The organism is Flavobacterium sp. B114r (assembly GCF_056824125.1).
On record NZ_CP124858.1, the window covers coordinates 3824444 to 3839143 of the forward strand.

The following is a 14700-nucleotide window of genomic DNA, read 5'->3' on the forward strand; positions in this document are numbered from 1 at the left end:
TAAGGATAATACTGGCAGTTTTTTATTTTTATTTATTTACAATTACTTTGAATGATTTCTTAGTATCGCTAGTTTCGAGAATCACAATATAGGTTCCGTTTTGTAAGGAAGGAGGTAATTGCATTTGAGTTTTTGCAGTAGATGACTCTATTGTTTGTATTAAACTTCCTGAAATAGAGTAGATGCTTATGTGCATTTTTTCCAATTCCTGTACAGAATAATCGGCATCAATAGTGATAGTTTGTCCTGCCTGAATTGGATTTGGATAAAGTTTGGCCTGAAATGAATTAAGTTTTTGAATTACAGCACTGCAGGTTTGCAGTACCAATCCGTCTTTAGTAGTCATTTTTACGCTATAATTAGCCGTAGCATCGAGAGTATCGGTAATATTATTTCCTGCAGAGTAAGACTGACCTGTACTTATCAATTGACCGTCTTTAAACCATTTGTAGGAAACAAACTCATATCCGCCATTTGTTTGTGGATTGTTGTTTACAAGGAGCACATTATTGAATTTCTGTTGAACAATATCAAAGAAATTAAAACGTCTTTCTACAATTATTACATAATTCTTGCTAATCGTCCCGTCTTGCGAAGTAACCGTTACATCTTGTTTGTAAACCCCAACTTTGGGAGTTTGAATCGTGAATGTACTAGCAGGAAAAACAAGAGATGAATTGTTTTCTGTCTGGATAGTAATAGTTGGATTGCTTTGTCCGCAATCCAGTAAATGATTTATTTGCTGTTGTGGATTTTCAAAGCTTTGATTACCAATCGTAATTTGTGCTATTGAGGCACTACCGTTTGTAATTACAAGAATTTGAGAAACAGTATTGGCAGACAGATAATTATCATTACCATCCTGATGCGCCACAATCGTAATTTCTCCTGACTGAAGTAGCGTTACCAATCCTGAAGAAGAAATAGTTGCAGGAGCAAGGGCAGAGGTATAATTAAAAGTATAAGATACAGGAAGGCCTGAATTTGATTTTCCTTCTAATTGAAAACTATTGTCTTTGCCTATATTTTTAGTGGGCAAATCGTCAAAAGTAATTTGCTGAGCAGCTTTATTAATCTTAATCTCTGCAGTAAGAACTATTGGAGTACAATTAGACATTTGCCAAGCAGGCGTTATCGTAGCAGTAACGGTATAAGTACCACTATTTGTTGCACTATTAGCACTTCCTGTTGCAGGAGTTGTGGTATAAGTTACGGTTGCTCCAGCAGGAAGATTGTCTATTTGAATGGCATGCGGGTTTCCGTCATAGCTAAATTCTTTATTACTAAAGCTAACTTGTTTAAGGGGCGAAGCAATTACATTTATCGTTTGAGTTTGTGTAGTGTTATTATTGCTGGCATCGGTATACTTCCAGGTAATTGTATAACTGCCTTCTGTAGTATAGCTTAAGGGATCATTTGTTGTAGCATTGATTACTCCGTTACAATTATCAGTAGCAGTAGGAATAGCGATATCAGTTGCTAAAACCGCACAATAATTAGTAATATTTGGTAAATTTGTTACATCAGGAACCGGTACAATTACATCAGTAATCGTTGTTATAGTTACAGATCGCGTAATTGTACATAAGTTGGCATCGGTAATAGTTACTGTGTATATACCGTCAGTTAAACCTGTTGCTGTTGCACCTGTACCTCCGGCGGGCAACCATAGATAGGTATAATCTCCTGTGCCACCTGTTACGTTTACAGTAGCCGAACCATTGTTACCTCCATTGCAGGAAACATTATTTTGGGTTGTTGTAGCGCTAAGTGCAAATAATGGCTGAGATATTGTAAAATCCTGTTTAGTTGTACAAAGATTAGCATCTTGAACAGTCACAACATAATTACCTATAGAAAGACCAGTTGCTGTAGCTTCATTACCTCCTGATGGCGACCAAGTATAAGTGTATGGAGAAACTCCACCTGTTATATGTACTGTTGCAGATCCATTGGTTCCCCCATTACAAGAAACATCTATTTGTGAACCAGCTGTAGCAACTAGTGCAGAAGGTTCGCTTATAAGAATATCTTCTAAAGTAAAAGTACAGTTATTATTATCGGTAACCTCTACGCTGTAAGTACCCCCGGCAAGTCCTGATATTCTTTGTGTTGTAGCATCTCCGGCATTTTTGGACCATTTGTAGGTGTATGGAAAAGCACCACCTGCTGCATTAACTGTAACAGATCCATTAGCTGCTCCGGCACAAGATATGTTTTCTTTTGTAGCCACTTTAATTGTTAAAGCTTCTGGCTCTTCAATATGAATATCTGATACAGAACTAGTACACCCATTACTATCTGTAACGGTTACCTCATATGTTCCGGCCGTTAGCCCCGTTGCCGTAGCATTTGTTCCGCCAGAGGGTAACCATGAGTATTTATAGTCTCCCGTACCGCCTGTTACGTTTACAGAAGCCGAACCATTTGTTCCTGCATTACAAGATACATTGGTTTTGGGACCAGCTGTTACAACTAGTGGAGAGGTAGGTTGTGTTATCGTAAAGTTTTCTGTAATTGTACAATCTTTTGCATCTTTTACAACTACGCTATAATCACCCTCAGTTAGTCCTGTTGCCGTAGCTTCTGTTCCGCCAGATGGCAACCATGAATAAGTATAATCTCCTGTACCGCCAGTTACGCTTACTGTAGCCGTACCGGTAGCATCTCCGTAGCACAATACTTCTGTTTGCGTTTTTGTCGCTTTTAAAGCGTCTGGCCCTGTTATCACAAACGATTTTGTGACTTGATTACCATTATCATCTGTCACTTTAACAGTATAAGTGCCTTTTGCAAGTCCAGAGACTTTATCTGATTGATCTTCATCTGAATCATTATCGTTTGATGACCATTCGTAGTAAAGAGATTCATGATCTCCTGTTACTCTCACAGTTGCTGATCCATTATGATCACCAAAACAAGATACATTTTCCTGATCGACAGTTACAACCATGTTATATTGCATTACAGTCAATTTATTTTCTTTTGTAGCATCTGCATATGCCATAAAAGGTATACCAAACTCCGAAACAACCAAAGTAGGAAAAGAGGTCGCGCCTTCTGAGAAACTACTGCTACCTACATTTTCCCAGTTTCCGTTAATAAGTCTCTTAACTGTCGTTTTAAGATTGTCGTTATAATCATTATACCCAATAAAAGGAGTACCGGATCTGTCAAGTACAAAAGAAAGCTGCTGAATTTTGGCTGCCGGAAGAGTATTTCCTACATTTTCCCAGATTGTACCATTCAATCTTTTTACATTAATTTTCGGATTATTATTAGAGTCGCTATCTTGGTACACCACATAAGGTATACTTGCAGCATCGATTGCTAATGAAATATTATCAGCTTTATTATCTGAAAAACCGGAGTTTCCAACGTCTGTCCAATTTGTTCCATCAAATTTTTTCACTGTAATTTTTCCATCATTATCGGCATCTTGATACGCAACGGATGGAATGCCCCCAGCATCAATAGCCAAAGAAATATTTTTTACTTCATTATTGGTAAAACCTGAATCACCTATTCTTTCCCAACTTGATCCATTAAACTTTTTAATAGTTACTTTGTTACCATTACTTGAATCTGCGTAGGCAACAAAAGGAACGCCATTAGAACCAACCGCAGATGTAATAGAACTAATTGCTCCGTTTGAGAAACCGGCATCACCTACATTTTTCCAACTTGTACCATCGTATTTTACGACTGAAGCTTTATTTCCTAAAACTACATCTTGATAAGCCATATAAGGTTTACCAAATAAGTCAGATTTTATACTGGGAAAATTGGCATGACTTGTAGCAGTTGTTTCTCCCAGAGTCTCCCAAGTTGTATTTTCAAATTTTTGAACTAAAATTTTGCCTCCGGCATTAAGATCTGCATATCCTACAATAAGACTGCCCGATAACCCGAAAGTCATTGATGGTGCATCGTTTAATGATGCATTCGAGAAACCTTGAGTACCTACAACGTGCCATTCTCGGGTAGTATTATATTCGGGTGATTCAACATTTAGAACAACAGCTTTTGAGATTACTTCGATTCCATTATTTGCAACTAATCTATATTGATAATTATTCATAGAAACCGGAGCATTATTAATATACATTCTTGCTTTTGTAACATCTCTGTATGTAGCACCATCAACTATAGATGTAAATGTATTTCCGCCATCTGTACTCACTTGCCATTGGTAAGTAAGAGAACTTCCCGTTACAGTAGCACTAAAGCTTGCGGCCTGACCGCCTGTAACCATGCTATTAAGAGGCTGAGAGGTTATAACGGGAATATCAAGATCATATTTCACGACATGAGCCTTGCCTGTTGTTCTGTCATCATAGACTATATAAGGCATTCCCTCTGGATTAAAGGCAAGTGAACCATTTGAAAGAGATAAAATATTATCTGTTTTAATTTTTTGCCAATCTGTACCATCAAATTTAAATAGTAAGTTTTTAAAATCTGAAGTATAGGCATGTATATACGGTGTACCTGTCGGGTCTAAAACTAAACGAGAATATTGCGTTACAATATCAGAAACAAATGCAGCACCTACTGGTATCCAGTCTGTACCATTAAACTTTACTACTTTTATCTTATTACCATTTACTTCATCTCTATAAGACAAGTAAACAGTATTTGCCGCATCAATCGCAACAGTAGTAGAGTGAACAATGCCTACAGAAATTTCTGGTGTACCCACATTTTGCCAGTTTGTACCATTAAATTTTATTACTCTTGCTTTACCACCATTACCTCCATCTCGATATGCAACGTATTCTGTATTAAATGAATCAAATGCGGTAGAAAAATAGATTGCACTACCATTTGAGAAAATAGGAGATCCAACCTGAACCCAACTTGTACCATTAAATTTCTTGGCAGTTCCGTTAAAATTCAATTGAGTATCATAATATACGGCATGAGGCGTATCAAAATTATCAAAAGAAAAGGATATAAAACCTGCTTCTCCTCCTGAAAAACTAGCATTTCCTAATGTTTCCCAATCTACACCATTAAATTTTTTTACAATTCCTCTATAACCTAAGAGATTAGAATAGGAAAGATAAGGCACGCCTGAAGAATTAGTAGCTATAACAGGTTGATTTACCCAATCTGTTGTTAAGCCATCTGTAGGCAGAGTTTCCCAAGTTGTGCCGTTAAATTTCTTTACGACAGCAAAATATTGCTGGTATTCATTTCTTCTATATGATATGTATGGGGTACCTGCAGGATCTATAGCAATAGAGGTAGATTGAACTCCAAGCTCAGAAATGTTTGCTGCTCCAACAAATTTCCAATCACGATTGCCTTCAAGAGAAGGTACACTAACTGCTAACGTTGCAGTGTTTGATAGTTCTATACCAATACTTGCACCAGATAATAGTACCTTATACTGATAACCGTTCATTGAGACAGGAGCTTTACTGATGTTTAAAGTCGCTGTGTTTACCCCACTGTAAACCCCACCATTTGATAACGCAGTAAATGAATTTCCGCCATTGGTTGAAACTTGCCAAAAGTAGCTAAATGAGCCGTTACCAAGCGTCGTAATACTAAAACTGGTAGGCTTTCCTGCGCTAACCGTATGAGATATGGGCTGAGTCCCGATGACTTGCGCTACGGCCGGAACTGCCGTAAAACACAAAAAGAGCAGCATAAGTCCCGTTTTAAAATAAGTTAGTAAGTAATTGTTTTTCATAATTCCTAAAATTGGATTAAAAATGAGTTATAATTTTCATTACAAAACTGAACTATAATAAACCAAAATCATACAGGGGGAAACCCTCATATTTTAGGATATGCTTTTTTATCTCATATAAAAAGATACTTTTGTTCAAAAGAAAAATCCATGTCAGTAAAAAAATATATAATACAATTTCGTATCCTTTTCTTCTTATGTTTATTGATTTTGGGAGCATGTAATAAGCAAAAAGAGGAGACAATTATATATAAAAAACCACTGAAGCTAAATTTTGATGCTACCTGCACCTGGTTAAATGATGTAGAGAATTACAATAAAAAAAATTATCTCTCTGTCTTTTATACATATTATAACCAAAAAATTAAGGAAGGAAAATTTATTGAAGCCAGCAGGGCGATGGAAATTGTAAGCTTAAAAAAATCTTCGCATGTTTCATTTGACAAGCCGTTTATGAATACCATTAACTTTTATTCTAAAAATTATAGAAATAAGGTTCCTGCAATCAATGCTTCTTTTGTAGAAAGCTATTTAGGGGATTATTATACTGATAAAGGCGAATTTGCAAAGGCAATTAGCTATTATACTAAGAATACACTTATTCCGGTTAACGATTATAAAAGCTGTTATAAAAAAGGAGATGCCTATAGTACTATTAGTTGGTGTTATCAATGTATTGGAGATCAAAAATCTGCTTTGGCAGCTAATTATAAGGCATTAGATTATTTTAAACAGACAGATCAAACCAATATTCTACAGACACTTTATGACAATTTTGGAGGAATTTATGAAGCGATGCATGATTATGATAATGCTTTAAAAAATAACAGTCTGGCGATTAAGTATACCAGAGGAGAGAAATACTCGAATGTTTACACCTATTTGTTTAACAGAATCAATATTTACGATCATGCCGGGCAGTATGATAAGATGTATGCATTGAGCGATTCTACCTATCATTCTTTTAAAAAAAGTGGTGAAGTCAATACCTGGATTGAAGTTCCTTTAACACAATATTATATCAAAAAACTCTACCATGAAGGTAAATTCGAAGAATCAAAAAATTTACTGGATGAATTGAAACCTGAGGTAATAGCGCTAAATTCTAATATCACGAATTTAGAATACGATGTTTTAGTAGCTGAATATGAAATAAAAAAGAATAAAGGAATAAAAGACACCAAATTGATTAAAAAAAGTATTCCGATACTTTTGGAGAATCGTCATTTTGGAAAATTACGAGATTGTTATAGCGTCTTATTAGACGATGCTGTTGCAAAAAAAGATTATAAAAATGCTCATTTGTATGCAGTAGAAGGGGCAAAAATCCAGGATAGTATAGCCAGTATGGAAATGGCAAATGCCGTAATTGAATTTGATGTAAAATATAAAACGAAGAAAAAAGAACAGCAAATAGCACTTCAGGAAAATACGATACAAAATAAAAACACCACAATAGCTTTACTGGTTTCGGTTTTAATTGGGCTTGGACTTATTGGTGTGGCACTTGTACTTTTGCAAAAGCAGAGAAAATTAAAAAAAGAAAAACAAAACACACAATTATATACCAAGCAGCTCTTAGAAAAAACAGAAGAAGAACGCAAACGTATTGCAAGTGATTTGCATGATAGTGTGAGCCATGAGTTGTTGAGTTTGAAAAATACTTTTGAAGAAAATGCAGAAAGTACCAATAAGAAAATAGACGGTATTATTAATGATATTCGAAGTATTAGCCGAAATCTTCATCCTATAATGTTTGATAAAGTGGGATTGAAAGCGACTATTAATCAAATGGTAGAACGAACTCAGAATGTTAATGATTTTATGGTTACTGCCGAAATAGATTATAAGGGTTCTTTGAGCTCTGTGGTCGAATTGCAAATCTATCGTATCATACAAGAAGCATTGTCTAATATCATTAAATATGCTGATGCAGTTGCAGCAAGAATTAGTGTGATTGAGTATAAAAGTACTATTGTCATTGAAATAAAAGACAACGGAAAAGGGTTTAATGTTCAGGAAACCTTAAACAATAATCATTCATTTGGTCTGCACAACATTATCGAAAGGAGCAGGGCAATAGGAGGAGAGGCAAAAATTGTTTCAGACCCTAATGGAACAATTATAACTATTGAAATAAAAAAACACCTATGAATGTATTAATAGCCGACGATCATCCCTTTACCTTACAAGGCACCAAAAGTTTTGTAGAAGCATATGGTTATAAAGTAGCAGATACTTGTTCAAACGGAGTGGCAGCCTTAAATTTAATCAAATTGCACCATCCGGATATTGCCATTTTAGATATTAATATGCCGGGTCTCGATGGCTTAGATGTGAGCCTGAAAGTGCAGGAAAGTAAATTAAGGACTAAAATTATTTTACTCACGATGCACAAAGAAATGACTATTTATAAAAAAGCTATAGAATACGGTATTTATGGATATATCTTAAAAGAGCATGCACAAACAGAACTGGAAAAATGTCTTGAGGAAGTTGCAAAAGGAAACCGTTATGTTAGTACTTTTTTAGAAGATGATTTGTTTCAGGATCATTCAAACGATGATAATCTGTTATCTAAATTAACATTATCTGAAAGAAAAATTATTGAACTTATAGCACAACAAAAAACAAGCAAACAAATAGCAGGATTATTATTCCTGTCTGAAAAAACTGTGGAAGGACATCGAAGTAATATCATTGAAAAACTAGGATTGCCAAAAGAAAAAAATATTTTGTTAAAATGGGTTATTCTAAATAGAATATAGATTCCTGAAATATGTAATTAGGCTGAACAATTAGTTTTAGGACAATCTGCCAGCTGAAAAGATGCGGAGTGCAATAGGTACGAGTAGGGAAGCAGAGAGCAACCATTATACAGGCTGCACAGCCAACAGTTTACAATTAATTTTTATATTTGAGGATTAAATAAATAAAATGAGCGAAAAAACGAAACCATATGCCTTAATAACTGGCGCCAGCAAAGGCATTGGAAAATCTATTGCTTATGAAATGGCGAAACTAGGTTATTCGCTATTGCTTGTTGCAAGAAGCGAAGAGGAATTAAAAGCACTATCTGATGATCTTCAAGCTAAATACGGTATCAATGCTGCTATTTTATCGATTGATCTTTCGATAAATAGTGCATCGCTAAAAGTAACCGATTGGATAAAAACGAATAATTATCGAGTTGGCTTTTTAGTTAACAATGCCGGTTATGGTGTGTGGGGCAATTTCAGCCAGTCTTCTCTAACAGATCAGCTTGGCATGATGCAACTTAACATGAATGTAGTGGTAGAACTTTCGCATTTATTAGTACCCATACTTTCACAAGAAAAACAAGCCTACATTTTAAACATATCGAGTACAGCTGCCTACCAGGCTGTACCTACACTAGCCGTTTATTCAGCCACAAAGGCTTTTGTTTTATCGTTTACACGGGCCTTGCGTTTCGAACTTGCCCCAACTTCAATTTCTGTAACCTGTTTTAGTCCGGGGCCGGTTGATACTGGTTTTGCTGAAAGAGCTGGTTTAAACACTTTTAGCAAAATGGCAGAAAAGTTTAATATGCAACCTGATGAAGTTGCAAAAATGGCAGTAAAAGCCATGTTCAGCAAAAAATCTGAAGTGATTCCGGGTTTTACAAATATCATTTCGGTTTATGCTAACCGCATACTACCAAAGGCTTTTATCGAAAAAACTGCCGCCGGAATCTATAAAATTTAATTTTTTCGAAAAAAAAATAAAAAAATATCCTTTGCAAAAGAGAAATTATATTACATTTGTTTTAATATCTACTAATACTATAGAGTATGTCAAATAAAAGAAATAAGTTTAATTTTCCTAAAGACCAAATGCACGCCAATATGCGAATGTGTTGTTGCTGTTGTTGCTGCTAATCTTTTAGATAAAATTATTAAACTTTATTATTTCATTTATTAAATCTATATTATCATGATATCTTCTTATAAAACTTTTACCCTTACTGAGCAATTAACTGCCGAGCAAATTGACTTTTTTAACCAATATGGCTTTATCCATTTCAAAAAATTTATAAATCCTGAAACTGTTTCATCCATCATTGATGCCTCGAAACAAGTACAGCAAAAATGGATTGACAATGACCTTCAAAAAATAAATGGTGTTCCTATTAAATATGGAAAAGATTTAGATGGTTCTCCTATTGTACAGCGTTTTGCTTTTATCAATCAACATCATCAAACCTTAAGCGGCCTTTTACTTGATCCAAGATTTAATAGTTTATTACCATTGGCAGGCGATGAGGCTAGATTAGGCACTGAAGAAAAAGACGGAATGGTTTTCAATCATTATATCAATGGGCCAGAAAGTAAGTTTACTAAAATGGGATGGCATACAGATGGTTTGAGAGATATTTTTTATGGTGCAAAATTAAACCCTATGCTAAATGTGGGTATCCATTTAAGCACTTTACAACCTGAAAATGGCGGTCTTAAGATCATTCCGGGTACTCACAAGCAAAATATTTATCAAATGCTTTTCCGTAAAAAATACTTTTTAGACAATAAAGCTGATCCAGAAGAAGTTTCCATAAATCCGGAGGCCGGAGATTTAACCATTCACGATGGCCGTTTGTGGCACAGAGTGGCAGAATCCTCTATCCGTGGCGAAGAAAGTAGAAGAAGAGTTATTTATATTCCGATTATAGCAGGAAAATATGCTCCTAAAAACGAGAACAGTCCAACGGTTTTCTATCAACGTTTTGCGGGAATTGTTAAATAATATGCTGATTGCCCTCGCATTTAGTTATCTGATCAGATCAGGTAAGCTAAAAAGAACCACTGATTTTTTTAAAAATACCCATAGAAAAATAAAATTAAAGCTAGAATTGGCTATACTATCAGGCTTGCAAATATTGCGTTATTGATGGGACAAGAAACACAAATTGAAGGTTATAGTGCAATTGTGCAAAGAACATTTTCAGACCGTAAGCGAACTAATATTCTAAAAAGGGCAGAACAGTTAACGATTGTATTTTTGCTTCCAAAAGTGCCTAAATTCATTTCGCCAAACGTACTCACTTTAATTGGTACACTTGGCTCAGGATTAGTTTTTTTAGCTTTTGTTTTAGGTACTTACATAGCAAATTGGTATTTGCTTTTGGGTATTATCGGTTTGGTTATAAATTGGTTAGGCGATTCTTTAGATGGAAGATTGGCGTATTATAGAAATATTCAACGCCGTTGGTATGGTTTTGCACTCGATATTATTGCCGATTGGATTGGTATTGTACTCATAGGTTTTGGCTACTACATTTATGCTAAAAATGGCACACAAATAATAGCCTTTACTTTTGTCGCATTGTATGGTTGGTCTATCATCATCAGCCAGTTACGCTACAAAATTACAAATGAATACCGTATAGATTCTGGCTTTGTTGGACCAACAGAACTTAGATTTATTATTGCCTTAATTTTAATTATTGAAGTTTTATTTCAGGGATCAATTGCATATTTGGCTGGTTTAATTACTATTATATTGCTTATAATCAATACTGCTGATAGCTTGAAACTTTTAAAGTTGGGCGATTTAAAGGATAAAACCCACGACTGATATGTTTAGGAAAAAATCCATTATTACTTTTCTGCGAGCACAAGTTGCAGCATTTTTGGGTGGTATTACAGATTATGGCTTGATGATTTTATTGACAGAAGTATTCAAATTGCATTTTACCTTTTCTATTTTAATCTCCGGGACCGTTGGCGCAATTATCAATTTCAGTATCAATAGATTTTGGGTATTTAAAAATCAATCTGGTTATAGCAGCCACATTAATAGTCAGCTTTTTAAATTTGCGTTGGTGGTTTTGGGAAGCATCTCCTTAAAATCATGTGGTACGCTTATTTTGCAAAAAGTATTTCAAATCGATTATAGAATAGGAAGATTAATCACAGATACTTTTGTTTCTTATGGATTTAATTATCCGCTGATTAAATATTGGGTTTTTAGGGCAAACAAAAAACAGATTAATCCAGAAAGTAATTAGGGAAATCCGTTTTTATCAGCGTTTTTGCTTTAGCGAATCAGTAAAATCAGCGTCTAATTTTGACGCGGATAAAACAGATTTACTTCGTAAAAACGCGGATAAAAACGGATTTGATCTGTAATAATTTAAAAGCTTAACTTAATGAGATTGCACGATCCTATCCCGATCCCGAAACTTCGGGACGGGATAGATTTTATGTGTAAAAGAAGAAAACAAAAAGAAACTTAGTTTACATAGCCAACTATGTTTGTTTTAAACAAGTGAAACGCCTTTCTTAAGCGTCCTAAAGCTATGTTTCTATGTGTTAGAATAATTATACCCCAAAGGTTATATAAAAATTTCATTTATGAATAAACTACCATTTAAAAATTTCACAAAATCACTAATCATTATAACGATCTTCGTAAATATGTGTTCTGAAAACCTATTGGCACAATCCAAAAATCCATCGCCATTAAATTTTCCAACGCCCAAAAATATAGATAATATGCTGTTTTATATTCAGCGGGACCCAAATGTAAACACGGCGATATATGCTATAAACTACCAGGAAGATGGAAAAATAGACAAAAGCAATCCCATAAAAGCGTACTGGATTCGATATGCAGAGAAGGGAGAAAAAAAAGATTTAACTTATATGCAACGTAAATTTGCATACGGAATAGAAAGTAAAACGGTAAATAATGAGGAGTTTGAGCTTCAATTTGTATCGTACAAAAAGTTATCCTTAACCTTAAAAAAGATAGATTCAGATCAAAAATACCATGTTTTTGTAAATGTAAATCAGAAAAAAATTCAGGTAGAAAAAATATTTGTGCGCATTGAAGGCGGTTCTTTCTGGTTACCAAATGTAAAGTATGCCGAAGTCACCGGAATTGATGCTTCTTCAAATAAAACAATCACGGAAAGAATGGTATTATAATAAGATATCGGAACAACTATTTATATTTAAATGTAAGTACTTATAAATAACATAGAATAGACATAAAAAAAAGTAGCTGTCTCAAAACTGAGTCAGCTACTTTTTTTTAGTTTGTATTTTCATTAACAATTTTGTAAATTTAATCAGTGTTAAGTAACTGATTATATATGAGATTCAAACATTATAACCAACAACAAACGGTACTTTTGCCTTATTCGTTTGATGATTTAATTCCAGAGAAACATCCGGTTCGAGTAGTTGATCAGATTGTCGAGTCAATAAATATCCAGCCTCTTTTACAAGCCTACAGTAAAGAGGGCAATCCTGGTTATCATCCAAAGATGTTACTCAAAGTGATGTTGTATGCTTATATGACTAATATTTACTCTTCGCGAAAGATAGAACTTGCACTTCGCGAGAATATTAATTTTATGTGGCTTACTTCTATGACTATTGTTGATCACAATACAATTAATAGATTTAGAAGTGACAAACTCAAAGAGAGTTTTAAAGAAATCTTCAAGCAGGTAGTTTTAATGCTGGCATCAGAAGGGCTGGTAAACCTAAAACAAATTTATACAGATGGCACAAAAATAGAAGCTCAGGCTGGTAGGTACACTTTTGTGTGGGGCAACAGCATTAAAACCAACAAAGCTAAAATGCTGACTCAGTTGGAAGAATTATGGAAATATGCCCAAAGCATCAATAATGAAGAGGATCCAAACCCGGAACCAACAGAATTCAAAGAAATCAGTAAAGAGATAATTCAGAAAACTGTAGCTAAAATAGATGCAAAACTCTCCGGTAATGAAAAGGCAAGTTCTAAAGCAAAAGCAAAATTACGCTATATAAAAAATAATTTTACTGCTAATCTTGAAAAGTATGAAAAGCAAGAAGCTATTCTAGGGGAAAGAAATAGTTACAGCAAAACCGACACCCAGGCTACTTTTATGCGCATGAAAGAAGATCATATGCTAAACGGGCAGCTCAAGCCAGCTTATAATACCCAGATATCTACACAAAATCAGATCATCGTTCATTATACCATCCACCAAAATCCGACCGATACCAAAACCCTCAAACCTCATTTAGAAAATTTGGAACAAACCTTCGGCAAGAAAATATTTAAAAAGATAAAAGAGATAACTACTGACGCAGGTTATGGAAGTGAAGAAAACTATGATTATCTGGAGCAAAAGAAGCTCAAAGCTTTTGTGAAATATAATACTTTTGAAAAAGAACAAGATCAAAACTACCAAAAGAAACACAAGGCTTTTAGCAAAGAAAATCTACATTACAACGAGCAAGAAGATTATTATGTATGCCCAATGGGACAAAAAATGCATAAAACACATCAAAACCAGAAAACAACAGCTGCAGGATACACCCAAACCTTATCTCATTATCAGGCCAAAAACTGTGAAGGCTGTTCACTTCGAGGTCAATGTTTTAAAGCTCAGGGAAACAGAAGTATAGAGCGAAACCATAACCTTGAAAGGCATAAACAAAGGACAAGGGAATTACTGCTAAGTGAAATAGGAATACAAAGAAGAAAGCAACGCTCTGCCGATGTAGAGCCTGTGTTTGCCCAACTCAAGCATAATAACGGATTTAGACGATTTTCTTTAAAAGGACTTCAAAAAGTTGAATTAGAGTTCGGATTAATGGCTTTAGGTCACAACTTAAGGAAGAAAATTGCAGCATAAGGGCAATTTTTGCCTCCACTCAAAATTAACCCAATAAAAATCAAAACATCATCAAATAAAAAACCGTCTCAAATTATATGTTTTGAGACGGCTTCTTTTAATTTTGTGACCATTAAGGAAAAAAATTTCAGATATTTTACGGAAAACTTAAAAAAGATTGCCTTGCTATAAGTAGTGGCTGTCTTTGTATGTCTTCAGCATTTTGGTTTGGACGGTGCTTTTAGGGATTAAAGGAAATAGTTCTTTGATTGCAAGCAAAAGTTATGGAATAATTTATTCGAAATAGAACAAACCGCCATAACTTTTTGCACAAAATTTGAAATCGACTCCAGACTGAAGTTTTTTT

9 protein-coding genes are annotated in these 14700 nt (G+C 34.6%); 8 read left to right on the forward strand and 1 reads right to left on the reverse strand.

Annotated elements, in window-relative coordinates:
- Positions 1–28 precede the first annotated feature (28 nt).
- Positions 29–5701 carry a T9SS type A sorting domain-containing protein gene (locus tag QLQ94_RS16215; RefSeq protein ID WP_271338426.1) on the reverse strand — a complete coding sequence of 1891 codons (5673 nt, stop codon included), beginning with the start codon at positions 5699–5701 and terminating at the stop codon, positions 29–31.
- Positions 5702–5851: 150 nt separating this feature from the next.
- Here QLQ94_RS16215 and QLQ94_RS16220 point away from each other — a divergent pair, with 150 nt between their 5' ends.
- The 8 genes from QLQ94_RS16220 to QLQ94_RS16255 all read left to right on the forward strand — a co-directional run bounded on the left by QLQ94_RS16220 (position 5852) and on the right by QLQ94_RS16255 (position 14354).
- Positions 5852–7855 carry a tetratricopeptide repeat-containing sensor histidine kinase gene (locus tag QLQ94_RS16220; RefSeq protein WP_271338425.1) on the forward strand — a complete coding sequence of 668 codons (2004 nt, stop codon included), beginning with the start codon at positions 5852–5854 and terminating at the stop codon, positions 7853–7855.
- Positions 7852–8469 (forward strand): response regulator, encoded by a 618-nt coding sequence (locus tag QLQ94_RS16225; RefSeq protein WP_271338424.1) that lies wholly within the window; start codon positions 7852–7854, stop codon positions 8467–8469. Before QLQ94_RS16220 ends, QLQ94_RS16225 begins: the two co-directional genes overlap by 4 nt.
- A 169-nt stretch (positions 8470–8638) precedes the next feature.
- Positions 8639–9427 (forward strand): SDR family NAD(P)-dependent oxidoreductase, encoded by a 789-nt coding sequence (locus tag QLQ94_RS16230; protein WP_427402883.1) that lies wholly within the window; start codon positions 8639–8641, stop codon positions 9425–9427.
- 228 nt (positions 9428–9655) lie between these two features.
- Positions 9656–10462: a phytanoyl-CoA dioxygenase family protein gene (locus QLQ94_RS16235; protein ID WP_271338422.1), complete on the forward strand. Its 807-nt coding sequence runs from the start codon at positions 9656–9658 to the stop codon at positions 10460–10462.
- A gap of 144 nt (positions 10463–10606) precedes the next feature.
- Complete coding sequence (locus tag QLQ94_RS16240) at positions 10607–11293, forward strand: CDP-alcohol phosphatidyltransferase family protein (protein WP_271338421.1); 687 nt, start codon at positions 10607–10609, stop codon at positions 11291–11293.
- 1 nt (position 11294) lies between these two features.
- On the forward strand, positions 11295–11726 hold the full coding sequence (locus QLQ94_RS16245) for a GtrA family protein (protein ID WP_271338420.1): 432 nt from the start codon (positions 11295–11297) through the stop codon (positions 11724–11726).
- A 346-nt stretch (positions 11727–12072) separates the two neighbouring features.
- A complete protein-coding gene (locus tag QLQ94_RS16250) occupies positions 12073–12648 on the forward strand; it encodes a DUF4833 domain-containing protein (RefSeq protein WP_482497819.1) in 576 nt (191 codons plus the stop codon).
- Between the two features lie 167 nt (positions 12649–12815).
- The gene (locus QLQ94_RS16255; RefSeq protein WP_482497821.1) at positions 12816–14354 is read left to right on the forward strand and encodes an IS1182 family transposase; all 1539 of its coding nucleotides are present in this window, start codon (positions 12816–12818) and stop codon (positions 14352–14354) included.
- Positions 14355–14700: the final 346 nt, after the last annotated feature.

Bases quoted from the DNA above. Each gene is read 5' to 3' on its own strand.
- QLQ94_RS16250 (WP_482497819.1), top strand. From the start codon at position 12,073: ATGAATAAACTACCATTTAAAAATTTCACAAAATCACTAATCATTATA.
- QLQ94_RS16215 (WP_271338426.1), bottom strand. From the start codon at position 5,701: ATGAAAAACAATTACTTACTAACTTATTTTAAAACGGGACTTATGCTG.
- QLQ94_RS16235 (WP_271338422.1), top strand. From the start codon at position 9,656: ATGATATCTTCTTATAAAACTTTTACCCTTACTGAGCAATTAACTGCC.
- QLQ94_RS16245 (WP_271338420.1), top strand. From the start codon at position 11,295: ATGTTTAGGAAAAAATCCATTATTACTTTTCTGCGAGCACAAGTTGCA.
- QLQ94_RS16240 (WP_271338421.1), top strand. From the start codon at position 10,607: ATGGGACAAGAAACACAAATTGAAGGTTATAGTGCAATTGTGCAAAGA.
- QLQ94_RS16225 (WP_271338424.1), top strand. From the start codon at position 7,852: ATGAATGTATTAATAGCCGACGATCATCCCTTTACCTTACAAGGCACC.
- QLQ94_RS16230 (WP_427402883.1), top strand. From the start codon at position 8,639: ATGAGCGAAAAAACGAAACCATATGCCTTAATAACTGGCGCCAGCAAA.
- QLQ94_RS16220 (WP_271338425.1), top strand. From the start codon at position 5,852: ATGTCAGTAAAAAAATATATAATACAATTTCGTATCCTTTTCTTCTTA.
- QLQ94_RS16255 (WP_482497821.1), top strand. From the start codon at position 12,816: ATGAGATTCAAACATTATAACCAACAACAAACGGTACTTTTGCCTTAT.